The sequence below is a fragment of the Streptomyces sp. NPDC051662 genome (assembly GCF_040681655.1).
Taxonomy (GTDB): Bacteria; Actinomycetota; Actinomycetes; order Streptomycetales; family Streptomycetaceae; genus Streptomyces.
This window is the reverse complement of the sequence record NZ_JBFAZD010000010.1, coordinates 205,107-229,540: the sequence shown is the minus strand read 5'-3', so window position 1 is coordinate 229,540 and position 24,434 is coordinate 205,107. Positions and strand designations below refer to the sequence as shown.

The 24,434-nt window shown below is 69.1% G+C and carries 20 protein-coding genes; 19 read left to right on the top strand and 1 reads right to left on the bottom strand.

Annotation, left to right across the window (positions count from 1 at the left end):
• The first annotated feature begins 261 nt into the window (after positions 1-261).
• The 7 genes from AB0M67_RS19150 (at position 262) to AB0M67_RS19120 (ending at position 7,324) form a co-directional block, all read left to right on the top strand.
• Entirely contained in the window at positions 262-1,761 is a 1,500-nt protein-coding gene (locus AB0M67_RS19150; RefSeq protein WP_365746849.1) for a hypothetical protein, read from the top strand.
• A gap of 161 nt (positions 1,762-1,922) precedes the next feature.
• Positions 1,923-3,275 carry an ADP-ribosyltransferase gene (locus AB0M67_RS19145; protein ID WP_365746847.1) on the top strand — a complete coding sequence of 451 codons (1,353 nt, stop codon included), beginning with the start codon at positions 1,923-1,925 and terminating at the stop codon, positions 3,273-3,275.
• A gap of 298 nt (positions 3,276-3,573) precedes the next feature.
• Complete coding sequence (locus AB0M67_RS19140; protein ID WP_365746845.1) at positions 3,574-4,815, top strand: ADP-ribosyltransferase; 1,242 nt, start codon at positions 3,574-3,576, stop codon at positions 4,813-4,815.
• 75 nt (positions 4,816-4,890) lie between these two features.
• Complete coding sequence (locus AB0M67_RS19135; protein ID WP_365746844.1) at positions 4,891-5,286, top strand: hypothetical protein; 396 nt, start codon at positions 4,891-4,893, stop codon at positions 5,284-5,286.
• Between the two features lie 80 nt (positions 5,287-5,366).
• Complete coding sequence (locus AB0M67_RS19130) at positions 5,367-5,684, top strand: hypothetical protein (protein WP_365746842.1); 318 nt, start codon at positions 5,367-5,369, stop codon at positions 5,682-5,684.
• 51 nt (positions 5,685-5,735) lie between these two features.
• Entirely contained in the window at positions 5,736-6,305 is a 570-nt protein-coding gene (locus AB0M67_RS19125) for a hypothetical protein (RefSeq protein ID WP_365746840.1), read from the top strand.
• Positions 6,306-6,634: 329 nt separating this feature from the next.
• Positions 6,635-7,324: a hypothetical protein gene (locus AB0M67_RS19120; protein ID WP_365746839.1), complete on the top strand. Its 690-nt coding sequence runs from the start codon at positions 6,635-6,637 to the stop codon at positions 7,322-7,324.
• Between the two features lie 604 nt (positions 7,325-7,928).
• Here AB0M67_RS19120 and AB0M67_RS19115 read toward each other — a convergent pair.
• Positions 7,929-8,405, bottom strand: coding sequence for a hypothetical protein (locus tag AB0M67_RS19115; RefSeq protein WP_365746837.1), 477 nt, complete (start codon positions 8,403-8,405; stop codon positions 7,929-7,931).
• Positions 8,406-8,578: 173 nt separating this feature from the next.
• Here AB0M67_RS19115 and AB0M67_RS19110 point away from each other — a divergent pair, with 173 nt between their 5' ends.
• The 12 genes from AB0M67_RS19110 to AB0M67_RS19055 all read left to right on the top strand — a co-directional run bounded on the left by AB0M67_RS19110 (position 8,579) and on the right by AB0M67_RS19055 (position 24,368).
• Positions 8,579-8,773 carry a hypothetical protein gene (locus tag AB0M67_RS19110; protein ID WP_365746835.1) on the top strand — a complete coding sequence of 65 codons (195 nt, stop codon included), beginning with the start codon at positions 8,579-8,581 and terminating at the stop codon, positions 8,771-8,773.
• A 94-nt stretch (positions 8,774-8,867) separates the two neighbouring features.
• Entirely contained in the window at positions 8,868-9,677 is an 810-nt protein-coding gene (locus tag AB0M67_RS19105) for a hypothetical protein (RefSeq protein WP_365746833.1), read from the top strand.
• Positions 9,678-11,728: 2,051 nt separating this feature from the next.
• Entirely contained in the window at positions 11,729-12,634 is a 906-nt protein-coding gene (locus AB0M67_RS19100; protein ID WP_365746831.1) for a ParA family protein, read from the top strand.
• A 394-nt stretch (positions 12,635-13,028) separates the two neighbouring features.
• Positions 13,029-13,592 (top strand): hypothetical protein, encoded by a 564-nt coding sequence (locus tag AB0M67_RS19095; RefSeq protein ID WP_365746829.1) that lies wholly within the window; start codon positions 13,029-13,031, stop codon positions 13,590-13,592.
• A 384-nt stretch (positions 13,593-13,976) separates the two neighbouring features.
• Positions 13,977-14,447, top strand: coding sequence for a hypothetical protein (locus AB0M67_RS19090; protein ID WP_365746827.1), 471 nt, complete (start codon positions 13,977-13,979; stop codon positions 14,445-14,447).
• Between the two features lie 652 nt (positions 14,448-15,099).
• Entirely contained in the window at positions 15,100-17,385 is a 2,286-nt protein-coding gene (locus tag AB0M67_RS19085) for a hypothetical protein (RefSeq protein WP_365746825.1), read from the top strand.
• Positions 17,382-18,731, top strand: a complete 1,350-nt coding sequence (locus AB0M67_RS19080) for a hypothetical protein (RefSeq protein ID WP_365746823.1) — start codon at positions 17,382-17,384, stop codon at positions 18,729-18,731. Before AB0M67_RS19085 ends, AB0M67_RS19080 begins: the two co-directional genes overlap by 4 nt.
• Before the next feature lie 73 nt (positions 18,732-18,804).
• Positions 18,805-19,908, top strand: a complete 1,104-nt coding sequence (locus tag AB0M67_RS19075; protein WP_365746821.1) for a bifunctional DNA primase/polymerase — start codon at positions 18,805-18,807, stop codon at positions 19,906-19,908.
• On the top strand, positions 19,905-21,416 hold the full coding sequence (locus tag AB0M67_RS19070) for a phage/plasmid primase, P4 family (RefSeq protein ID WP_365746819.1): 1,512 nt from the start codon (positions 19,905-19,907) through the stop codon (positions 21,414-21,416). The genes AB0M67_RS19075 and AB0M67_RS19070 overlap by 4 nt, the downstream gene beginning before the upstream one ends.
• A 59-nt stretch (positions 21,417-21,475) precedes the next feature.
• A complete protein-coding gene (locus AB0M67_RS19065) occupies positions 21,476-22,075 on the top strand; it encodes a DUF6009 family protein (RefSeq protein WP_365746817.1) in 600 nt (199 codons plus the stop codon).
• A gap of 111 nt (positions 22,076-22,186) precedes the next feature.
• Positions 22,187-22,843 (top strand): hypothetical protein, encoded by a 657-nt coding sequence (locus AB0M67_RS19060; RefSeq protein ID WP_365746815.1) that lies wholly within the window; start codon positions 22,187-22,189, stop codon positions 22,841-22,843.
• A gap of 208 nt (positions 22,844-23,051) precedes the next feature.
• Positions 23,052-24,368 (top strand): ATP-grasp domain-containing protein, encoded by a 1,317-nt coding sequence (locus AB0M67_RS19055; protein WP_365746814.1) that lies wholly within the window; start codon positions 23,052-23,054, stop codon positions 24,366-24,368.
• The last annotated feature ends 66 nt before the right edge of the window (positions 24,369-24,434 follow it).

Below are 24,434 nucleotides of genomic sequence, written 5' to 3'. Positions count from 1 at the left end.
GGCGACGACGGCCGGCGGCTCAAGCGGGGGCGCACGGGGGTGCGTTGCGCGCGGATCGGCGGACCGTTGCACAGATTCTGGCTAAGCTGGTGTCCTGGCCAGCCACGTACTGCCAAGGCCGCCGTCATCGCCGTCCACGCCCGCCGATGACACCGTCGGCAAGGGTTTTCGGACCCCGTGCGAGCTCTCTGCCTTCGTTGGTCTCAATTCCGCTGTGGCACGCGGCGTGGGTGTTGGTGTTACGGCCGGGAGAGCTACACCGTGACGAAGAAGCGCACGACCGACAAGCAGCGTGCCCGGGAACTCCAAGCCCACAACCCCGGCCTCTCCCTCGGCGAGGCCCTCGCGTTGGTGCGGAGCGGCCGGGCGGCCACCATCCCCACAGGGGCTCAAGCACGGCAGGCTCTGCGGGATCTCGCGGCGGACGCGGCCGTACATCCGAGCTGGCGAGCGCGGTTTCGTGACCACCTGGTGAATGCCGCCGAATCTGCCTGGCCGACGGCGGAGGACTGTGTTGGGGTCTGCACCGATCTGCACGCCGCTGCCGGTCACGGTCCGCAGCCGGAATGGGTGGAGTACCTCCGGGTCCCGTTTCCGATGATGGATATGCCGTTGCCTCAGGTGTTCCAGTCGATCGGCGCGATGGCCCGAGCCGCAGGGGTGAAGCGGTACCAGTGCTGGTTCGGCGTGCAGCCTCCAGAAGGCCCTCCGGGTGAGGGCGCCGCCGGCCCGTGGCAGGAGGCCGCCCAGCAGTACCTGTTCGCGGTCGTCCTCGCCTTCGCGGGTCCGCTGCGCGCCTTGATGCGGCATTCGTACGGGGAGGCCCCGTCGGCAACCGACATCCTCTACGGCGCCCCGCCCCTTCCGGGCCGGCGCTCGCACCGGAGGTTGTGGAGCTACACGCCGTCGGGGCTGCGGATCGACCTGTTGACCTATCCGCGGCCCTGGGGTGCGGAAGCAGCGTGCGGGAGCTTCGCCGTGACCAGCGCGGGCGATCGGGTGCTGGTGGCCCGGGCGTTGCTCGCGCACGCCCTGGGCGGGACCGCGCCCGGAGCCCTCGCCGCCTGCTCAGGGTGTCAGGGCACCGGCTGGCTGGAGGCCCTCGACGACATCCACGCGGTGCACCAGCCGCACTACTACCGGGGCGAGAGTTCTGGACTGCTCGCGTGCCTGTGCGGTCGTTGCCGTGGAAGCGGGCTGCGTGAGCTGCCGGCTGCGGAGTTCGCCGCCGAGTTCTGTGCGCCGCTCGCCCCGTCGTGGCGCATGCGCCGCAGCGCCATCATCCAGTGGACGATGAGCCGTCTGGCGCCCGACGACCGGGCTGAACCGGCTGGATGCGCGCCGGGGTTGCAGACCGCCTACCTCGACGCCGTGGTGGACGAACTGCTCCAGGCGGGACACCACGTCGACGAATCCGATGACTTCTACGGCATCGACTTCGACACCGCCGGTCACCTCGGAGCGTGGATCGTCCTGGCCCGCCGAGCTCCTCTCGGTGCCGGCGAACCACGAGGGCGCTTGCTCACATGGTCCAGCGACCGTGGCTGGTGCGTCACCGCCCGTACGGTCTCAACGCTCCCGGCCAGCAGCGTCCTTGCGGTTCCCCCGCGCGCGCTGTGTCCGGGGATTCTCGTGCCGACCCCGGCGGAGCTCGTACGGGCACTGGGACAGGACGGCCTCGCGCCAGCGGACACGCGGTGGGCCGCCCCTGCGGACCTCATGGTCGACTCCTACGCCCAGGTCCTCGCCTACATCCCGTGACCTGAACGCTCCGGGTCCTGCCGGGCGGCTGATCGGCCGCCCGGCAGGACGCCCCGGCCTGCTGGTCTCTGTCCACAGCGCGCCCTTCGCATCGTGTTCGGACCCTGTTGGTCCGACACCCGTGCCCGCCTTGCGGGGTCACGGGGAGAGCGAGGGCACGCGTGTGCCGATCGATACCCCAGGGAGGGCGCCGGTGCGCTGCCTCCCATCCCGCGGTACGCGCCGCCCTGCGCGCCGCCTCTTCCCAGCTCGCGCAGAGCGTCGCGGACGCCGGCGCCGACCACCCGGCCGCGGACGCCTACACGCAGGCACAGGCGTGGGCGGACCAGGCGCGCGAGGCCGCCCGCAACGGTGAGGAGGACCGGGCCCGTCAGTGTGCGGCGAACGCGAAGCAGTGCGGTCAAGCGTCCCGCACGCTGCTGGAGGACCAGGACGCGCCGGCGCTCTACCCCGACACCGCCGGGGAGGCGATCCCCGACGCCCCGGCGCCGCCCCTGCCCGAAGGACGCGCCGCCCAGGCCCTGGCCGGTGCCGCCGGCGTCGATGACGCACCCGTGGTGCCGCGCGCGGACGGCGGCCAGAGCGTGGCGTGGGAGCAGGACGGTTTCGCCGGCTCGGCCACCGTCTACCCCGGTGACGAGCGCAACGGCGGACACCCCCGTGCCCGCGTGGTCTTCACCGACCTGGACCGCGACCGCTACGAGGCGCTGGCCAACTCGCCCTGGCCCTACCAGACAGAGGACGGGGCGGTCGTCTACGAGCGGCTGCCCGCCGACCAGGCCGCGCAGGTCATCGAGGCCGCGGCCAACCGAAAGCCCGGGACGCCGTGGAGGCGCCACGGTCTGACCGCCGGAGTGAACCGCAACACCCTGGACGACGACGAGGCCGAGGAGGTCGAGGACGAGTCGTACGGCTGGGCGGCGAGCCTGAGCGGCGAAGAAGAGCACTACATCAACGCGTACACCGATCCCGATCCGTGCGACGAGATCAACAAGGCGCTGTACCGGCGGCGACCCGCGGACGAGCCGATCGAGAGCCTGGGTGTGCCGCTGAGCGAGGCGACCGCCCATGTGGATGCGGCGTTGGAGCGTGCACCGCGCCCGGACCAGCCCCACATCACCTACCGGGGATTCGTACCGCCGCTGGAGGTCCGCAAGGCCGATCGGGTTCTGGAGTGGGCGCACGCCAACTTCAAGGTCGGCGGCGTGTACCGGGACCGGTCGTACATGTCGGTGTCGCACTGTCCGGATGTGGCCGCGGGCTTCTCGCGCAACAGCTGGTGGAGCAGGGACGGAACGAGCGGGAAGACGTCGCACGGCGTGGTCTTCGAGGTCGTCTCCAGCCGGGGTGCGGCGCTCGCCTCCGTGTCGGAGTTCGAGAACCAGGAGCGGGAGAGGCTGCTGCCGCGCGACTCCAGGTTCCACGTCGTCGGGATCCGGGACAACGTCCGCATCGACGGCCAGAACAAGGTGGTCATCCAGATGGTCGACGTCCACGACGTTCCCCGCTTCTGACCGGCACATCGCACCGCGGCCGCGGGCCTCTGTCCACAGGCCCGCGGCCGCAGCCTCGACGGACCCACAGGTTCATCGCGGCGTCCCTCGGGCTCTGCGGGAAAGCGAGTACGCGCACGTGTGCCGATCTCTTGCCGCCGGCGGCCGGCGGTGCACCTCATCCCACCCGGCCGTCCGGTCCGCCACCCGGGCCGCCTCCGCACGGCTCGGCCAGGACGTTGCGGCGGCCGGACCGGGCCATCCTGCGACCGCTGCCTATGCCCAGGCCCAGACCTGGGCGGACAGAACGAAGGAGGCCGTGGAGGCAGGTGACGACGACAAGGCGGCCCAGTACGCGGATCACGCCCGTCAATGCGCCCAGGCCAGCCGTACGCTGCTCGCTCGGCCAGGGGCGGTGGCCAAACGGCCGGACCCGACAGACCCGCGCCATGCCTTCGCACTCGGCCGTCCGCAGGCGGCCGACGACGAGCCTGCCAGCGACGCGTATCCGCCACCACAACTGCCGGAGTTCCCCGAGCACGTACGGGCCGCCTCGGCACTCGCCCAGGCCAGCGGTGCCGGCGCGGGAGCGAAGTTCATCCCGCGCGAAGACGGCGGACAGAGCGTTGCGTGGGGGCAGCCGGGCTACTGCGGCGTGGCCACGGTGTACGCGGGGGACGACGACGAACACCCTCACGCCCGGTTGTCCTTCAGCAGCCTCGACCGCGACCGCTACGAGGCCCTCGCCGATTCGCCCTGGCCCTACCGCGTCGAGAACGACGGTGCCGTGGTGTACGACCGGGTGCCCGTCGACCAGGCCGAGCAGATCCTTCACACCGCACGGACCGGGCAGCCGGGCAAACCGTGGGAGCGCCACGGACTGGGCGACCGGCATGACCGCGATCTCCTGCCCGGCGATAAGGCGACGAAGCTGGTCGGGGAGTCCAGGGCGTGGGCGGGCCGGCTCGACGACGAGGAGCGGCAGTGGATAAACAACTACACCGGTGACAGCTACTACGAGCAGATCAACCAGCACCTCTACAGCGGGCGTTCACTCGACGAGGACCTGTACATCCACGAGCAGGTCGTCTCGGTGCGGTCGGCGACAGGCACGCTCGACTCGGCGCTGGCGAAGGCGGGAGGCTCGGGGACGCTCCACACGACCTACCGCGGATTCACGCCTCCGTCAGTGGTGCGCGAGGGCAACCGGGTCGACACGTGGGTGCGGGCCAACTTCCAGGTTGGCCAGGACTACCGCGACGACTCCTACATGTCGGTGTCCCACTGCCCCGCTACGGCAGCCGGGTTCTCCAAGCGCTTCTGGCAGAACCCGACGACGAAGGAGTACGGCAACGCCCGGTACCGGGTCGTGTTCGAGGTGGTCTCCAGCCGGGGCGCGGCGGTCGCGGCGGTCGGTGAGCAGGGCAATGAGGAGCGGGAGAGGCTGATGCCGCGCGGCGCCTCGTACCGGGTGGTGGGCATCCAGCAGGACGTGAAGGTCGACGGCCATGACTGCATGGTCGTGCAGATGGTCGACACGAAGGACATTCCTCGACACTGACACGTAACGTCTAATCGATTTGACACTAGAGCACGAGAGGCGTAACCTCTAATGAATTAGACATTAGGATCAGAGATGAACCTTACCTCCCAACAGGTCGAAGACCTGTTCCGCGGCGGCCTGGACCACGTGGTGCTCGCCGACGGAACGTCCTTCACCCGTGACGACCTCCTCGTCTACATCGACGCCTTCCGCATCAAGACCGACGAGGACGGCACACCCCTCGCCCGCCAGTGGCAGGTCCTCGCCCGCCGTTTGCGCGAGCCCCACGGCGCGCCCGACCCGGCCGAGCTGGAGGCGCTACGCAACGCGGTCTCCGCCATCAAGACGGCGGAGGCCGAACGGGACGCGATCATCCGGCGGATCGCCCCCCGCTGGCCGGTCGAATCGCTCGCTCACGAGGCCGATGTGACGACGAAACGGATCTACCAGATCGCGGCCTCAACCGAGAAGCAGGGAGAGACCCCATGACCCAGCCCGACTCGCAGAACTCGCGGATGGCCGGCCAGCCCGCGCCGCGCCCCGTACCGACCCTGAAGTAGGGAGCACCCATGAGCCAGCCCACCCAGCCCGAACCGCAGAACTCGCGGATGGCCGGCCAGCCCGCGCCCCAGCCCGTCCACCCGACCCCGCCCGAGGGGGGCCGGCCCAGCTTCGACGAGCTGACCGCCCAGACCGGCACCACCGACTACAGCCCCCTCGCCGCGCACCTGGACGACGAAACCCGCTCGGCACTCGGCCTACCGCCGGCGCCGGCCAAGCTCTCCGTCGACCGCGGCCTGGCCCAGCAGATCCGCACCTACCTGATCGAACACCCCGCCAAGATCGCGTCCCTACCCGACGGCGTCCGGGACCTGATTCACCTGTAGGCGCCGGCACACGCCGCCGCTACGACGCCTCCGACCGAGAGGAAGACCCGCTTGGACAGCCCGCCGCACTCAACCGGTACCGACGCACTCATCACCCAGACGATCGCCGCAGTGGCCGCGGACACCGCACTCCACGAAGCCGCAGCCCTTCACGGCCCGGTGACCCAGGTCTGGTTCCACGCCTTCACCGTGCGCGACCGCTACGCACTGGGCCACTGGCACCGCCTGGTCCTCGCCGACGGAGCCGTGCTCACCGACGACGCCGTCGCGCACCGCCGCACACACCCCGCTCGCTGGTGGAAACCGCTCCTGCAGAGCGCACGGGATCTCTACACCGAGCACGGCCTGGGGTACGAAGCACTCGTCGTGCACACCGGCGCCGGCGCGGATCCGGCACGCCTGGAGATCACCACCGCCGAACTCCCGCGGCCTACGGTGGCGAACATCCGCACGCGCGGCCCGGTCACGCGCCGGCTGACCCAGATGTCGGCCGAGCTCCACGCGATCGATGCCGCCCTGGCACCCGGCGCACAGTACGACCTGACCGACGTCCTCCTCGTACTGCGGACAGCCATCGCCCAGGGTGAGCCCGCCCTCGCCGGCACATTGCCGTCCCCCTGACATCGCACGCCCGGCCGCTGCACACCGCACCGGCCGGGCGCCGCCCTCCCTCTCCGCCCGGGCCGTCGAATCAGGTACGTCAAGAAGCGACCGACAACGCACCACCCCGCAACTCCAGCCGGATCGTCACCGACCCGTGGCGGACACCGCCGCCGCTTCCCGCCTGCGCTGACAGCGACCTGGGCGGTCCCGCCGCCCCGCACGCGGGCGCGCTCAGAACGATCGACTCGAACTCAGCCTTATTTGTTGGCTATTGACATGATTGTGTACGTTCTGTCATGTTCTGCTCTGCCTACCATCGCGCTCGCCGCAACGAGAGGATCCCCGCCATGGCACGACGCACGGAGTACGACGCCCAGCAGGCAGCCGGCCGCCTCAAGGTCCCTATCGCCGCCTTCCGATGGGCCCGGCACGCCGGCGTCATCCCGCCCCCGGATGCGGGTGACCGCCGCTGGATGAGGGCCACCGTCGAAGCGATGGATCCCAGCGCCATCCAGGCATCCCTCCCGAACGGAACGATCTCCGGCGGCCAGGCCGCAGACCGTATCGCCGAGGCCCTGGGCACGCCGAACACCCCGGGCGAGGCCCCGGTCGTGGGTACCTTCACGATCCGGCGGCTCATCGCCCGCGGCCTGCTCGTCGACCTGACCACGAACGACGACTACGAACTGGTCAGCCCCGAACAGGTCACCGAGGTCTGCGCCCGCCCGGACCTCGCACAGATGACGGCCGATGACGCACCCCTCGGACCGACGCAGGCCGCCGAGCACTTGGGCGTGCGACGGGTCGACTTCGACCACATGCACCTGCGCCTTGGGTGGGTCGCACCCGCCGAGTGGCGCGAAGCGCGGTACGGCACGAGCCGCGCAGGCGCCGTCCAGGTGCCGATCTTCCGCACGGCCGACATCGACGCGCTCCCCCGCGCGCGCACCGAGATCGACTGGGCCGAGCTGCGTGCCGTCGGCAAGGGCCAGCGCTCCCCCCTCCTCGGCCTGGTGAAGGCAGCCGCCTCAGCTTGACGGCCCTCGCCCCGGCCCTGCGAACGTCGGGGACACCACGGTGGCCCGGAGCAGCACTTGATGTTCCGGGCCTTCGCCACGGCGCCGGCCGAGACAGACCCGCGAAGCCTCGGCACGGAAGAACCGCCCCGTCGCCAAGGCGCCTGTGACTGAGCGCTCGACTTGGCCCGTCCGGCCAACTCAAACGCTCAGCGCCCCAGCCTCCGGACCAGGGATTTCTACGGAAGGGCGAGCAGGGCCCATCAGGACCTCGCCCACCCCGAGAGGCACGACGAATCGAGGAGAGTTCACTGGCCCGCAGGAATGGACGGGCCAGCTCGTCAGCTCAGGCGGGCCTCCTGAAGTGCTCAGGGGCCAAGTCGAGCGCTCAGTCTCAGCGGCGCCCTGACGTTTCGGCATCCGCCACACGCTTCGGAGCCGTTTCCCCGAGGAAAGATCGCACAGGATCCCCGCTAAGGGCCTATCAGACACACGGGCATCCGTTCACACCGGGAGCAAGCCGTTCGGCGCCCTGACACCCCATTACGGCGGTCGCTTTTGAGGCGATTAACGCGGAAAGCCCGCAATGCGTATTCCTGGGTTCGCGTCGGGCATCACCGTCGCCCTATTGTGAGGCGACACCCTCCTCGCGGCGCAGCTGCAGGGTGGCGGCCTGGGCCACCGCCGGGCTGATCACTCGGGCCATCGAGCCGATGCAGATCTGCGCCTCCGACAGGGAGCGCATCGGGTTGCGAACCGTGCCGCCGAGCGTAACGGCATCGACGGCGAACTGGCCCGCCGCGACCAGCCGTACCGCGTAGGACCCGCCGCCGGCCTCGCACGCCCAGAAGCCCGGATCACCAGCGGTCAGCACAACGGCCGCCCAGACGAGGTCGAGCGGCGTGGGAGCCGGATGGATCTCGTCGAGGTGTTCGTCGAATGCCCGGCGCGCGAGCGGCTCGAACCGGTACTCACCTAGATCCTGCTCGCACCGGGGGCAGGAGAGAAGGAAGTTGGGCGGCTCCAGGGGACGCAGGCGACGGATCGCGGGCTCCAAGGGTGGCGACCCTGCGGCGTACTCCCGGCCCGTTCCCTCGGTCATCGCAGTCCCTCACCCTCACCAATCGCCAGAACTCCCCCCATCATCTCGTGGCAACCAAGCCCATCGCGCCGGTGCGCGTCACGCCCACACATCGAGATGCGTTTCTAAGTGTTGACATCGTGAACACTTACGAGCATAATAAGTGTTGACGGTGTTCACGGTTAGGGGAGAATGTGGCCAACAAGGAAATCAGCAAGCTCATCAAGGCCATCGAGAAGCAAGGGTTCACCGTCAAGCGGACGGCCAAGGGCCACTACCAGGTACGCAAGGGCTCGACCCTCGTTACGTTGCTTCCCGGAACTCCGAGCGACCACCGGTCCTTGAAGAACTCGCTGTCCTACTTGAAGAAGGCCGGATTCATCAGCTGACCGCTCGGGGTGCCCGGGGGCTCACCCCCCGGGCACCCCGAGCGCCAGGCCAGCGCCATCACGCACTCCCCCAACACGAAGGAGATCGAACCGCATGACCGACTGGAGCGTCTACGCCGAGTACGGCGTCGCCGACACCTCGCCGGAGGTCTACAGCGAACTCTTCGAGGCGCTGATCGACCACGCGCCCGGCGTCGGCCCCGCCGCCAACGGCAACCTCTCCCTCCGGCTGATGATCGAGGCCGACTCTGCACTCGAGGCCGTTGCCGAAGCCGTAAGAATCGCCGAGCGCGCCCTGCGCGACCTCGGGGCAGCCACCACCCCCGTCGGCATCGAGGTCGTCACCGAGACCGAGCTCGACCGGCGCCAGGCCGAGCCCCTCGTGCCCGAACTCTCCGGCATCGCCGAGGCAGCGGGCATCATCGGCGTCCACAAGCAGCAGGTCGACAGGCTGGTCAACCGCGGAGACCTCAAGGCCGTGCAGACCCTCGCGGCCGGCCCGGTCTTCGTAACCGACACCGTCCGCAGGTTCGCGGAGAAGGAGCACACCCGCAGGATCGGCCGGCCCGTCGCAGACCTCGGACTCTCCCCCGTCGAGCGCAGCCTGCTGAACCTGCTCGCCACAGCAGCGGACAACCAGACACAGCAGCCGCGCGAACTGCTCGTCCACGATCAGGTCGTCGCCAACGTCGACGCCGACGCCCGCGTTCGTCTTCACTTCGGCCCCAACGACAACAACCTGGTCAGCGCTCTCGACACCCTCAGCCGGCACAAGCTCGTGCGCGCGCGCAAGCTCACCCCGGCAGAGCGGGCAACCGGCGACCCTCAGGACACCGTCGTGACCGTCCTCGCGAAGGGCCGCCGGCACGCATCCACCGCGGCTGGCTCCGAGGACACCAGGTAGGACAGCGGTCTGCCGCGGCGCCGAAGCACCCGCCTTGCAGCAGTGGCGTCGCCCCAACGTCTGTGCCCACCACACCAGGGCGTCCGGTAGACGGAGCTGACCAATGGCACCCCCGCCCGCCAGCAGTCGCGTAGGGCGGCGTGCTCACGCCTGCGCGGAGCACAGAGTTCGCGGCCATCGGGCTAGCTGTCAGAAGCAGTGCCGCAGAGGACGGGCGGGGGCAGGGCACTAACCTCGGCGTCCGACCAGAACGAGCCGCCCGAGCTGCGCGTGGACTCCGACGCCGACGTCCACGTTCGACTTCACTTCGGCCCCAACGACACCGACCTGGTGAGCGCGCTCGACGCCCTCAGGCCGTACCAGCTCGTGCGCGCGTAGTCTCACCTCCTGCAGAGCGGGCGACCGAAGACCCTCAAGACGCCGTCGTAACAGTCTCGGCCAAGGCCCGTCGGCATGTCACCGTCGGCGAGACCACTCATCAGGGCGCCATCTGCTCGGCATTGACCGACACTCTGCTCTAACCGCAAAACTGCTGGTCCGGAATCCCTCCTCGCTGCCTACGCGACGGACGGGGCCTCTCCAGCCTGCGTATGCCACACGAGGCTAGACGCCGATCATGGAGCAGCTTCGGCTCCAGCCGTCATTGCTGGCGGCTGGAGCGCGCCCTTCCTCATCCGCCAGGCGCGCAGACTTACCCCTTGGCGCAGTACTTCGCTGACCGCAAAACTCGCCCCAGCTTGGCGGAGGGCAGCTCAGGTTGATGAGAGGCAGATGGCTTGCAGGTAGCGTCGGAAACAACCAAGGAGCCAACCCCCGGAAACTCCCTTTCTTGACAGATGGCATATTTATAGGTGCACAGTCAGGTAGCCAACATTGGTTCGACCGCACACCCCGCTGGCAATGCAGCTGTTGCAACACCAATAAAACCCCTCCTCACACGACCGTGACTGGCCTTGATTTGACGTAAGTTACTGTGCTCATTGGTTGTTATCAAGCATGTACGCGTCTACACAATCAGCAAACCATGCAGCGCCTCTTTGCAGGTAGATGTGCAGTGATCTTTCGTCGCGGGATGACTAGTCCCCGACTGCTTTTCGTTCACCTCCTCATTCATGTTCTGCCCTTGCTGCTGGTAGATGTCAACTATCCACGCTTCGCTTATCTCTAACATCCTGTCTTGACTACCCTTGCACATGTCTCCACATTGCAAACAACTCACCCACTTACTTTTGCGCGCTCCGTTCACGTCGGTACATACGCCGCCATTGGTTGATGGATTCACTTTCCCTTTGCAAGCTCTGAGTTTGATTGCTTTTCACTTCTCACAGTCTCGCTGGCCTCTGTAGGGATGCTTGTAGGGATGCTTGTAGGTAGCCGTGTAGGGATCACTGCTTCCTTGTAGGGATCTAAGTAGGGATCTAAGTAGGGATGTACGCATGGATCTCTCCTTCTCTGTATTGATCTATGCCTTGATGCTTGTCAACGTCTTGCCAGGTTGGGGTCCTTTCACTTTTTGCCTCACTCACTCCACTCGGCGCAGACTCATCAGCTCCCCTTTCCACCTCATCTCTTGTGACGTCGCGCCACCCTTGGGTCTCCCAACGCCTCACTTGGAGACGCCACTACGGGCTCACGCCCGCCCCTCCTCAAGACACCGCCACGTGCGCTTCTTGTACGCCTACTGGCTGCTGTACGTACATCCGCGCTTCCTCGCTCCTCGACCATCCTCGCCGTTTGCACGCCAACCTCTTGCGACGCCGCATGCGACCACCCGAAGCGGCCTGCCGCTTCGGGTCCTTGGCCAGGGCTCCCACGAGAAGCTGACACGCAGGAGGCCGTCCCCACGTATCACGACCGCCATTCCTGTTATCTTCCATGTGCCACGACGTAACAGGTCCCGCCAGCTACTGGAGCTCGTAGGGAGTGAGATGTGCCAGGTACGTCCCGATTCCTCGCACACCTGACCCCCCACACAGCCTCCCTAGCGACCGACAAGCGCCGCGCCGTGGCGACCAAATCACTCAAATGCACACAAGATGAGGGGCAATCCTATGAAGGTCATCGCTGTCGCCAGCCAGAAGGGAGGCGTCGGAAAGACAAGCACCTGTGTAAACCTGGGTTGCCGTCTCGCTATGGACGGCCTGAACGTTCTGATTCTCGATCTTGAGCCCCAGGCGCAGGCGGGATCCGCACTCGGTATCAACCTCACCTCAGAGAGTGACTCCGTCCACTCACTCGGCCTCGCGCTGTCTGATGCGCTCGGCCGCGTGGAGCGTAAGGCCCTCCGGGACATCATGTTTGACAGGAGCGAGCTCGTAGAAGAGTTCGGCGGCGGCCGACTCTGCCTTCTTGCTTCTGAAGAGGCGACCATGACTATGGCGCAGAACGCCTTCGTCACTGTGCCGTTCACCATGACGCCGGTCCTGCGCCGCATGCTGGTCAAGGAGTTCTCTGAGGACTTCGACTACATCCTCATCGACACCCCGCCCGCCGTGTCCTCTCTCAACGCCGTCGGCATGGCGGCTGCTGACTTCGTGCTCAGCTTGGTGAACCCGGAGTATCCGACCGTCAAGGGCGCAATGATCCTCAAGGAGGCCGTGCAGGCTGTCGAGTCCCTGACCCGTGGCGAATGCACTCCGCGCTTCCTGGGCGCCTTCATGAACCGCTCGAACCCCGAGTCTTCATGGACTGTTGAGGACGTCAACATCCTGGGCTTGATGATCAACTCGGGGCTCTACCCGTACGTCACTGACGTACGCCGAGACCGCCGCATCTCACGCGCCTACTTCGATGGGAAGCCGGCGGTACTGCAGCACCCGAACCATTCCTGCGGGAAGCAGTACACCGAACTCTTGCAGGAGATCCTGGATCGTACGACCACTCCCGAAGAGCAGTGGCCCATCGCGGAAATGCCCGGGGCTGAAGAGGAGACTGAGGAAGAGGCTGAGGATGCCTGATCGTTCTCAGAGCTCGTCCCCGGAGTCCAAAACCGCAGCTGCAAAGAAGCCCGCAGCGAAGAAGAGGGTCGCCTCACTTCGACGTCCAGATACGGCCCTCCTCAACAACCCGGCGCTGGGAGGGGTCCAGGACGTCGTGAATCGGTCCTACCTCGGCCAGGGCGGTCAAGCGCTCGACCAAAGGGATGAGGCCAGCGAGTCACCTGCACAGGAGGCGGCAGCTTCCATCCCGTCGCCTACGGCTCCGCTCACAGCAAGGCCGGATCCAAGCAGCGCCGCTTCACCTGCCGAAGCAGAACCCAGCGCCGATGAGGACCGGGCCTCGACAGCAACCCCGGCGGCCCAAGAGCTCCCTACCGCTGCGGGATCAGATCGGTCACCAGCCGATGTTGCCGTGGGCTCTCAAGCAACCACGGCCACCGCCGGTGGGACCGGCTCCGAGAGTACGGCGGAGGCGGAAGCGCCCGCTTCGCCGCCTGCGGCGGGCCGAAGTCGGCGGCGCGTATGGGCACAACAGGCTCTGGAGACGTCCTGGACCGAGAGCACAATCGATCTGCGACTACGAAAGAAGGACTGGAAGACGCACGCCTTCCGGTTCACGCCAGATCTCGTCGAGGCTCTCGGAGTCAGGGTCGCCGAAGACAGTGCTGCGACTGGCCTCAACTTCACCGCAGCCCACTACGTCGACGCAGCCATGGCAACACTACTTCCCGCAACGATCGACGAGCAGATGAAGCTCGCGGAGGAGTTCCTCCGACTCATGGGCGCGAGGAAAATCCCGGAAGGCAAGCAGTCAAGTTACCGCGTGAGCCCGGCCGTTCACGACGTCGCTGCACCACTCTCGAATCACCTCAAAGCAGCAGGTCGAGCACGCACCGCTTACCACATCTACTCGGCGGTCCTGACAAAGTACCTCGATCAGCTGCGATCCGAAGGGCCGATCAAGTTCGGTCAGTAGCTGCGCGTTTCTGCAGATGGAGGGCCACCCCGCTGGGGGTGGCCCTCCATCTGCATGAGTAGCGGAAAGGCATCCTTGTAGGGATGCCGGTAGGTATACCGGTAGGGATGCGTGCATTTCTGAAGGGATCTACGTAGGGATCTCCGCTTGCATCTTCGCTTCGCTGTATGGATGGCCCTCAACATCGATGCCAGCTTGCACGGGATGTCGTGACGCATCACCCTGGCAAGCACATAAATCGCCCATACAAGCCACAAACGGTAGGACGAAGCCCCCAAGCGGACGCGCCGATGTGTTGCGTCGTAGCATCGATGGGCCGTGGGTTGCGATAGTCTGACCAGTGATCATCAGCAGCTATTTGCTCGAACCCTGAGGAGGAACCCAGTGGCTGGGCGTATCACGCCGGCTTCGCTGGCAACGGCCGCGAAACTCAACCGGATCTGGGTCAAGAAGGCCCAAGATCTCGGACTCATCAGCCAGCACTCGCTCGATGGGGAGGACGTCATCGTCATCCAAGTCCTAGCCATCGTCGACCAGTTGGTATGGCCGGGCGACAAACGCTCACGAAGCGTTTCTCGTGAGCTCGAAGTCGGTTTGCCACTCGTCGTGAATACAGCGCGGGAGGCAATCAGCGCGCCCGAAACCTCCCGGACCACTCTGCTCTGGATCATGCAAGACGGTGTAAAGCTCACTCATACGCTCGGCGAGCGCTCCTCCTTCGTGGTAGACGAGCTGCACAACCGCTGCGCCTACATGGTGCCCCTCGGTGACTGGATCACCAGCTTGCCGGCCGGCTTCGAGGTCCCCGCTACTTCGCGACTAGCCCTCGACCAGTCGCCCTCGGCTGCCGCATGAAGACGTCCGCGCCATCTGCGCCGGCTCTTCTGACTGGACTTTGTCCACAGGTTCGCTCTCGCAGGGTGACCGAGGAAGGAGGACTGGCCCGGGATGTGGCGTCCCGGGCCAGTCGTGTTGTCGAGGAGGAGGTGAGGACTACCTGAATCTCTAGCTGAATACGTGCGCCCGGCTTCCTGCTACCCCTAGCGGGCCGGGTGGCGATACAGATTTCCCATTTACTCCTCGACAGGAGCAGATCATAGCTACCCGTCAGAGGGTCGGCTCAGTTGTGCCTGGCGCAGGTCCAGAAAGTGCACGCAAGTCGGCTCAATCCCGTAGTTCTTGGACCGGAGCTCAACGTCGGCCTGTTCGACCGGCTGGCCGGTCGAACAGGCGGAGCGGCTCGTTCGCCGAAGCGGGGCCCGTACCGGTTTCGGGCCCGGGTCATCCGTTGCAGCTGAACCGGGGCATGCGCGCTCGGTTGTTCTCCGCGGTGCGCGCCTTGCTGGCGGATCCGCGGGTTGCCGGTCAGAAGGACGCTGTGCGCTTGGCGGCCGTCGTCCTGTTGGCGAAGTCGCCGGCCGCTTCAACCCAGGTCCGTACGCGTACCGGTGACTTGGCCCGGTGGCTGGGCTGTTCTGCGTCTCATGTCGGGCACACGGTGCTGCCGGTGCTGAAGGACGCGGGCATCGCGGCATCAGAGGCGCGCAGTGACGACTCCGGGCAGGTGATGGGCCTGGACGTGGAGTTGGTGCCGCTGCGCGAGGCCCGGGCGGATGCCGGTGATCATCCGTTGAAGCTGACCCGGCGGGACCTGGCGACCTTGCTGCGGCTGTGCGAGGCGGTGATCGGCCCGGGGTGGGCGCCGAAGGATGGTCCCGTGACTCCGGCCGGGCTCTTGGCGGACCGGCGGGGGAGGGGCGCTTCGACCGACCGGCTGGCGCTGTTGCTGCTGGTTCTGCAGACGCGGGCGGACGGCCGGGTGCGGATGGTGGGCGGCAGCGTCGCGGCGGGGCGGGGCCGGGCGGACGCCACGGTCGCGCGTGTGTTGGGGTGTTCGGTGTCGGGTGGCGCGAAGGTCGTGGACCGTCTGGAGACGGGCGGGCTGCTCACGGTGACGCGCGGGGAGACGGCGTCGGGATGCTTCGGGCGGGCCCGCATGCGGGTGCCGGCGGTGGCGGCGGCTCATGGCCGCGCCGTCCCGGTCACCGCGGTGTCGGACCTCGGCGGTGAGCCGCAGTCGGATGATCCGGCGGCGAGGTGTCAGCAGTGTGCTGATGGTCTGACAGGAGGCGTCGAAGACCCGGCGGTCTGCGGCGACGGGTGGGTCCAGGGAGCCTTCGAGGACGTCCTGGAAGAGCTCTCCGAGCAGCGCCCCGCTGCTGCTGCCGGTGATCTTGATGCTTTTGGGGCTGAGGAAGCCCCTGCTGTGCCTGGGCTCGCCGGTGTTGGTGACGTCGTGGGAGGCGGTGGCGAGGAGCGCCCCGTTGGTGCAGACCTCCACGCCACCCACCCGCAGGTGGTTGGGGTATCTACGTCGTCTTCTGCTGAGTTGGGTGGTTGTTCCGGCTCTGCCGTCGAGGGCTGGGCTTCGGAGCCGGAGCGCGCGAGCGCGGGCGAGGATCAGCCGGTTGACGAGGCCGGTGATCCGAGTCTGGACACGGGGAGCGAGGGGGGCCCGCTTCGCGGGGAACAGCACAGTTCATCCGCGGTCGACAGCTTCGGAGGGGCTTCGGCCGCAGGCCGTACGGTGTTCGCCCGGCCCTCGAGGATTCCGGAGGACCTGAGTCTGGTCCTGGCGCCGGTGGCCGGCTTGTGGGCCGGTGTGGGGCGTACGTCGACAAGCCGCTGGCTGGCGGGAGCGGTCCGTACGGAACTGGCCCGGCTGCGGGGGCTGGTGGGTGCGGAGTTGGCCGATCAGGTCCTCGTCGAGCGCCTGGAGCGGCGGCTTCGGATGCAGGAGGGCCGGCCGGTGGCGGAGCTGCAGGGCTGGCTGCTGAGGCGGGGTCTGCCGCAGAAGCCCGGATGCTGGTCGCACCTGTGCGACGACGGTGTGCGGATCGACACCGGCGGTGGTTGCGTCAGCTGCGACAGCGTCGTGGGGGACCGTCGGGCGCTGCGTCGGTCGGTGGCCTCGACGGTCGCGGCGGAGCTGCCCCAGCTGCCGGTTGAGGCGCGGCGGGGCGAGATGGAGCGGCGGCTGCACCAGCAGGTCCAGCTGCAGGCCGCGGCCGATCTTGCCCGGCGGGAGTGCGCGGTGGCCAAGCGGGCGGCGCGGCAGGAGGCGGTGGCCCGGCGGCGGGAGGAGCTGGAGGTCGCCGGTCGGCAGCGTGCGGCGGCCGCGTGTGAGGAGTGCGGGATTCCGGAGGCGGCGGGGCTGTGCCTGGTGTGCACTTCCGGCCGGCGCACGGAGGAGCTGCTGCGCCAGGCGGTCGACGTGACCGTTGCGATGCGTGCCGATCTCGATGACCTGGTTGCGGTTGAGGCGTTCACGCAACGGGTCGCGGCGGACACGCGGCGCCTGCTCGACGGCGCCGTCGAGCGGTCGGGGGACACGCCGGCGGCGGTGCTCGCGTTCACGCGGGCCACGCTGGCGGAGCAGATCCTCGACGGGCGCAGAGCCTCGGCTCTGGAGCGGCTGGCCGTTGGCGAGGAGGCCGAGGCGGAGGCGGATCATGCGTTCGAGGCGGGGATGCGCCGTCAGCACCGGTACCCGACGCGGTCGTTGGCGTTGCGGGCCGCTGAGGAGGCTGCGGAGAAGGCTCGTGAGGCGGCGGCCCGGGCCGTGCTGCGGGATCGGCTGGCCCGCCTGGCGGAGGGGCGTTCGGTGAGTTCGCCGGAGCGGCCGGACTGGGGGCGGCGGTGCGCCGACCTCGCCCGCCGCCCGCTGCTGGACGAGAGCGCGGCGGTCGGCGGCACGGTGGCCTTCGCCGGGGGGCTGGTGAGTGCGGCGTGAGCGCGATCGTGGTGAACGCGGAGCTCGGCGGGCGGAGAAGGCCGGCATTGCCGGTGTGGGACCGGTTGCGGTTGTCGGACCGGATGCGGCGTCTGCTGCTGGAGGGGGACACCGAGGGCCGGTACGGCGGTCACACGGACTCGGACGCCGGCTACCGGCTGACGATGGCCCTGGCCGTGGGGTGCTCGCAGCCCGGTCGTGCCTGGTCGCCGGCCGATTTCCATCACGCGTTGATCTACACGCCGACGGCCGGCGGGGCGTGGGCGCGGCGCCTTCGGGAACGCAAGGGCACGCTGTACGCGGAGGCGAAGCTCACCGCGATGCTGGACAAGGCCGCCGATCGGGTAGCGGCGGCGCCGGTGATCCGTGGTCGCGACGATGCGGTCGAGGCCCTGGGCGGTATCCGCAGAGCGGTGGAGGCACGGACGTGGCCGGCGCGCGGCGGCGCCGATACCGACCAGAAGAACCTCGCCGCCCGTCTTGGGCTGTGTGAGCGGGCCGGTGGTGTCGAGCACGTGGTGTCGGTCCGGCAGTTGGCCGAGCTGATGGGTTGTGCGAAGGCGACGGCGGAGGCGAGCGACAGGCGGCTGAAGAAGGCCGGCTGGCTGGTCCTGCTGTCCTCCGGGTCGGGCAAGGACCACGGTTCCCGGTGGGAACTGCGCCTGTCTGAGGACGAGGTGGAGACCGGTGCGCGGCCAGGACAGTTGCCAGCTACGGGTACGAGGGGGGCAGGAACTGTCCTACCCGCGCACCCGGATGGCCCGGATGGGTCGCGTACCGACACCGCTTCCCTCGCCGCGCTGATGGGACACGACGCATTCCACCGCTACGCCCACGGAACCAGCGGTGCGCGGCTGCTGACCTGTCTCGACCCGCTCGACGGGGACGACGTCGCGCAGTTGAGCCGGGCGACCGGACTGCACCGCACCACAGTCGTACGGCGGATGGACGGGCTCGTCGAGGACCGGTTGGCTGTCGAACTCGACGGGAGGTACTACCTCGCGCCGGCACTCAGCGCGCCCGGTCGGCTCCATGCGGACGGGCCGGTACTCTCCGAGACTGCTGAGCGCCGCGGCACCGCGGGCCTGGGCGAACGCCGCCGGGCCCGGCACCTGCGCGACCGTCACAACTACCGGCGCTGGCTGGCCGAGCGTGTCGAGCAGCGGCGCAGCCGGCGGCCGGCCCTGGAACTCGTCCCGGAGGGCATCCTCGACCCGGACACCGGTGAGCTGCTGGACGAGGCGTGGAGCGGGTGGGACGTCCGGGACCGGGCCCATCCCGTGTGGAGAGGGCATGACAGGCCCGTCGCAGAGAGCCGTGGCGCGGCAGTGGGAGCGTGCGCGTGAGGGGCGCAGCGAGCGCGACGCCCGTGCCGGCTGTCCGGTCGGCGACCCGGCGCGGCGTGCGCGAGGAGCGGCGATGAACACGACCTCGGACCCGCAGGGAGTGGCGCGGCGGTGCGCGGCACAGGGCTTTCCCGTCTTCCCGCTCGCGCCCGGCGGCAAGACGCCGTTGCCCGGGTGCCCGCGCTGCCGGCGCGGCAGCGACGCCTACGAGCCGCACGACGCCGCGCGATGCCCGTGCCTGCGCCGGGGCGGCTGGTGCCACGGCTTCTACGCCGCAACGCTCGATGCGGAACTCATCGGGCGCTGGTGGCCGGGGCCCGGCAGGGGAGTAGCGGTCGCGACCGGGCCGGCCCGGCTGCTCGTCCTGGACGTCGACCGGCACCCCGGTGCCGCGCCGGGCGCCGATCGGATCCTGCCCGGACGCCCCGTGACGCCGGCGCAGGCGGCCGGCGTACGCGACGGACTCGACGTCCTGCGGCTGCTCGCCTGCCAGTGCGGCCAGAGCGATCCGGCCCAGGGCACGGCCACCCTGACCGTCCGTACGCCGTCGAACGGATTGCACCTGTGGTTCCGTGCGCCGGCCCGCACCTCCTGGAGCTGCTCGGCCGGCGGTGACCACCTCGGCCGGTCTCTGGGCTGGCAGCTGGACATCCGCGCGAGCGGCGGCTACATCGTCGCCCCCGGCACCCGCACCGCCGCCGGCACGTACACGGTCCTCGGTCCGGAGCAGCAGCCGCGGCTGCTGCCGACCTGGCTGGCCGGCGAGCTCACCCGTACCGGACACCTCCTCGACACCCCGGCCTCTCCTGCCCGGTCCGACCCACCGGTGCCGAACCGGGCAGCTGCTGCGGCGCGCGCCGCAGCACCCAGCGGGCGTACGGGCGCCGCGGGCGGTGGTGTGTGGGCGCAGCGGACCGCGGACACCGTGCTCGGACAGGTCCTGGACTGCGGCCGGGCTCCCGAGGGGACGGGATGGTCGGCGGTCGTCAACCGGGCGGCGTTCACGTTCGGGGGACTCGTCGCAGGCGGTCACATATGCGAGGCGGCAGCGCACACCGCGCTCCTCGACGCCGCCCTGACCGCGCGTCCCCACCGGCGCTCCGCGGCGCTGGGCATCATCCGATCCGGTCTGGCCGCAGGAGCGCGGCGGGCCTTGCACCCGAGAGACGAACGATGACGATCACCGACAGCGACGGGCTCACCGTGCCGCCCAGCCGCGGACCCGCCCCCACCGCGGCCGTCCCCCGCGCGGACCCGCCCGAACCGGCCGGCGAGGAACCCCGGGCCACGGCCCTGCCGCTGGTACCGCGCACGCTCACCGACCGCGGCAACGCCAACCTGTTCCAGCGGGTCTACGGTGACGACTTCCGGTACGTCCCCAGCCTCGGCTGGTACCGGTGGACCGGCTACCGGTGGGCTCTCGACGTGGAGTCCCGCGCGGTCAGCGAGGCCGCCTTCGAGCTCGCGGAGAACCTCTCACCCCGCGACCCCAGCGATCGCTTCACCGCCAAGCAGATGCGGCGCCACATCGACCGCTCCCTCAACGACCAGGGCAACAGCGCCCTGATCCGGGTGGCGAAGAAAATGCCCGGCTTCCACCTGCCTGCCGAGGACCTCGACCGCGACCCGTACGCGCTGTGCACCCCCGAGGGGGTCGTCGACCTGCGCACCGGAGTCCTGCGCGCACCGCACCCCAGTCAGTTCCACACCCGCTCCGCCCAGTGCGCGCCGCGGGCGATGCCAACCCCGATGTGGGACCAGTACCTCACGGGAACCTTCGGCTCCGGGGCCAAGGGCCGCGCCCTGATCGACTTCATGCAGCGCGTCATGGGCTACACCATCACCGGCCTGGTCTCCGCCCAGATCCTGCCCTTCCTCCACGGGGAGGGAGGCAACGGCAAGTCCGTCCTGGTCGGGGTCGTGCAGCGACTGCTCGCCGACTACGCCGACACCGCCCCGCACGACTTCCTGATGGCCAAGCCGTACTCCGAGCACCCCACCGAACTCGCCGACCTCCAGGGCCGCCGGCTGATCGTGTGCAGCGAGCTCAACCCCGGCGCCCGCTTCGACCAGGCCCGCATGACTGCGCTCACCGGCAGCGACCGCATCAAGGCCCGCAAGGTGCGCCAGGACTTCTTCAGCTTCTGGCCCACCCACACCCTCTGGCTCATGGGCAATCACCGCCCCGCCGTCCCCGTCGGCGGCAAGGGCTTCTGGCGGCGCCTGCGCCTGATCCCCTTCGAGCAGAGCGTCACCCGCGTCATCACCGACTACGACACCGTGCTCGTCGAGGCCGAAGGGCCCGGCATCCTGCACTGGATCATCCAGGGCACCTTGAAATACCTCAACGGCAGCGACCCCCACCTGGAGAACTCCGCGCAGGTCGCCGCCGCCACCCGCGACTACGCCCAGTCCGAGGACACCTTCGGACGGTTCCTGTCCGACTGCTGCAAGCTCGGCAACCGCGACACCCTGCGCACCGAACAGCGCACCCTGCGCCTGGCGTACGAGGCGTGGTGCGAGGACGAAGGCGTCGACCCCGTCACGCCCCGCCGCCTCGGCGAGAGCGTACGGCGCGTCATCAAACACCCGACCGGCACCAGCCTGCCGACCTCCAACGGCCGCAAGATCTACCAGGGCATCGCCCTGACCAACCCGCCCGCCCCCGTACAGGGACCGTCATGACCGGACCCAGAGACCTTCCCGAGAACAGTCCCTCCGAACGAAAGAGCAGGTCAGAACCCATGGACGCCCCCGCACAGGGACCGACAGGGACCGATTTCCGCAACCTATCCCCCTCGCAGAGCCCCGAGCCTTCACCAGCGCGCGACACTTGCGGAAATCAGTCCCTGTCAGTCCCTGCCCCACGCCCCGAACACCATCTGACCTGCACAAATACGCCAGGGACCGATGCAGGTACCGAAGCAGGGACTGAGGGACCGAACGATCGGGAGCCGCCCACCCGGCTCCGGCCGGCGCAGCTCACCGACGAGCTCGACATCGTCTGGCTCCTGCCTCTCGACGACCTCGACTACGTCCGCGAGGGCCTCGACATCACCAAGCGCCGCGCCGGCCGCCCCGCCTACCACGGCCGCGGCCGCCTCGTCGGCTACGCGAACCTGCGCCCCGGCGCCCTCGCCACCCGCGACTCCGGCCGCTTCGACCGCCGGATGTTCTGGCTCCTGCCGCACGACCGCGCCGAGAGCCCCGACACCGAGTACCGCACCCACGCCCCCCTCGAAGCGGTCGACCCGCGCACCGTCCTGCCGCGCCTGCCCGGACGGCTCACCGACCGCGCCTGGGGGAGCCCCCTGCCCGAACCGCCGACCACCGCCCCCGCGTAGAAACCTTCGCCTCCCCCTCCGATCCAGAAGTGACAAATATGTGCAAATTTGCACAGGACGTAAGGAGTTGCCGATCGTTGAACCCTCCGACCGACAAAGACGGAGGAGCACATGCTGCAGACCGAGCGGTTCAACGCGTTCGCCGAGTCGACGGAATCCGAGCTGAGGGTCGCGGCGGGGGTGAGCGCAGTGGTGCAGACCCTCGTACGGCTGATGAAGACCGTCGAGTGGGGCGCATGGTTCGAGGCCCGGAACGAGGCACGTGACATGCGTGAGGCTCTGGAGGGGCTGATCCGGCTTCTGCCCGCCCAGCCCCACGACCTCGGAGCCTACGACTGCCGTCCCGCACAGATCGACGTCCTCCTGGAGGCCGCCGGCTTCCCGATGGTTACGCTGCAGAACCTCCAGGACGTGGACGACAGGGCGGACTTCGCTGTGTTCGCCGACAGCGTCCGCGACACGGCCCGCCGAGAGCTGGCCGCGTTCGGGGACACCATTCGCGGCCGCGACATGCTCCTTCACAGTTCGGCGCGCGTGGGCATCTCCGAGGTCGAGAGCGCCCACCTGACGGGACTCTCCCGAAACACCGTCCGCAAGGCGCTGGGCAAGGTAGCACCGCGGCGCCTCCTCACCGTCACGCCGACGGGCGAGGAAGCCCCGGCCGGCGACATGGCACCCGGCGACGCCGGTCCCGCAGGCGGCGGAGCCCGGCTTCCCGTGCCGCGCGGCTCCGTGGAGGCCGCGTCAACGGGCCCTTCCCCGTCATGACGCCGGTCGTCCCGGCGGCAGGGTCGGCTCGGCGGATGGGCCGACGGACGTCGCCGCGCCGGAAACTGTCCACAGGCACTTCCTCTGAATATGGGCGGACACCGAGCACACGGACCGTGGAGTCCCGGCGGGCGCGGCTCTGCCGCGCCTGGTTCGCATCTCCCGCCCCGGCGGAGCTCACCCGTATTCACGAAGGAAGCCGAAGCGCATGAACCAGCACACCGTCGCCGCTGCCACGCCCACCGTGATCATCGTCAACCCGGGCGGCGAGCTCTACCGGCGGTACTGCCTCGAACTGGCCGCATCCGCATACCCGGTGGCCGTGATCACGCCCGCGCCGCTCACCTGGGAGGCCCCGTACGTCGTCGACTACGAGGTCGCCGACGTGCACAGCCCCCAGTCCCTCCGCGACGCCGCGCGCGCCCTGGCCCTGCGCAACCACGTCGCCGGTGTCCTGACCTGGGACGAGTACGCCCTCGTGCCGACCGCGCAGATAGCCGAGGACCTCGGCCTGCCCGGCAACAGCCCGGCCGCCGCGGCCGCCTGCCGGGACAAGGCGACCAGCCGAAGCCTGATGGCCGCAAGCACGGTGCCCTCCGCCCGCTTCGCGGCCGTGACGGCCCTCCACGAGGCCGCAGCGGCCGCGAAGGAGATCGGCTACCCCGTCGTCCTCAAGCCGGCCAGCCACGCCGCGTCGATCGGTGTGATCCGCGTCGACTCCCCCGAAGACCTCGCAGCCGCCTGGAAGTTCACGATGGCGGGCGCGAGTGAACAGGGACCGGAGGGCACGGGCGTCCTCGTCGAGGAATACCTGTCGGGCCCCGAGATCAGCGTCGAGTGCGTCACCTACCAGGGACACACCCAGGCCGTCGCCCTCACCCACAAGACGCTCGCCTTCGCACCCCTCTTCGAGGAGATCGGGCACACCGTCACCGCGCAGGACCCCCTCCTGAAGACGGTCGCCCCGATCGCCGCGCACGCGGTCCGCGCCCTCGGCGTGACCGACGGCGTCCAGCACGTCGAAATGCGCCTCACCCACAGCGGACCCGCCATCATCGAGGTCAACGGCCGCATCGGCGGCGACCACATCGGGAAACTGGTCCTGCTGGCCACCGGAATCGACCTGCCGCGCGCCGCCGCAGACGTCGCCATCGGCAGACGCCCCGACCTGACGCCCACCCGCAACTCGGCCGCCGCGATCACCATCCTGTACCCGCCCGCGACCGGCACCCTCACCGCGCGGCAGCTGCCGTCCTCCGTCGAACACTGCACGCCCTGGCTGCACCAGACGGGCTGGTTCAAGGAAGTCGGCGACGCGGTTGCTGTTCCCCCCGAGGGCGACCTCGACGACGCCAGGATCGGCTTCGCGATCGTCACCGGTGCCACCGGCGAGGACACCCGTGAACGGGCAGCCGAGCTCCTCACCCACGCCGAGATCAACGTCCGGGCCGTACAGGAACAGGCTCGCGCCGCACAGGACGTCCGGGTGCCCGTTCCCCACCACGTAACCGCGTGCGTCTCGTGATCTGACGCGAGGCGGTCGGGCCGTTGCGTGATCTGCAATGGCCCTCCGGGGCGTGGGACTATGAGT

Excerpts from the sequence above, each read along its gene's own strand:
- AB0M67_RS19135 (WP_365746844.1), top strand. The coding sequence starts at position 4,891 with ATGAACCTTACCTCCCAACAGGTCGAAGACCTGTTCCGCGGCGGCCTG.
- AB0M67_RS19130 (WP_365746842.1), top strand. The coding sequence starts at position 5,367 with ATGAGCCAGCCCACCCAGCCCGAACCGCAGAACTCGCGGATGGCCGGC.
- AB0M67_RS19120 (WP_365746839.1), top strand. The coding sequence starts at position 6,635 with ATGGCACGACGCACGGAGTACGACGCCCAGCAGGCAGCCGGCCGCCTC.
- AB0M67_RS19115 (WP_365746837.1), bottom strand. The coding sequence starts at position 8,405 with ATGACCGAGGGAACGGGCCGGGAGTACGCCGCAGGGTCGCCACCCTTG.
- AB0M67_RS19105 (WP_365746833.1), top strand. The coding sequence starts at position 8,868 with ATGACCGACTGGAGCGTCTACGCCGAGTACGGCGTCGCCGACACCTCG.
- AB0M67_RS19100 (WP_365746831.1), top strand. The coding sequence starts at position 11,729 with ATGAAGGTCATCGCTGTCGCCAGCCAGAAGGGAGGCGTCGGAAAGACA.
- AB0M67_RS19075 (WP_365746821.1), top strand. The coding sequence starts at position 18,805 with ATGAACACGACCTCGGACCCGCAGGGAGTGGCGCGGCGGTGCGCGGCA.
- AB0M67_RS19070 (WP_365746819.1), top strand. The coding sequence starts at position 19,905 with ATGACGATCACCGACAGCGACGGGCTCACCGTGCCGCCCAGCCGCGGA.
- AB0M67_RS19065 (WP_365746817.1), top strand. The coding sequence starts at position 21,476 with ATGGACGCCCCCGCACAGGGACCGACAGGGACCGATTTCCGCAACCTA.
- AB0M67_RS19060 (WP_365746815.1), top strand. The coding sequence starts at position 22,187 with ATGCTGCAGACCGAGCGGTTCAACGCGTTCGCCGAGTCGACGGAATCC.
- AB0M67_RS19055 (WP_365746814.1), top strand. The coding sequence starts at position 23,052 with ATGAACCAGCACACCGTCGCCGCTGCCACGCCCACCGTGATCATCGTC.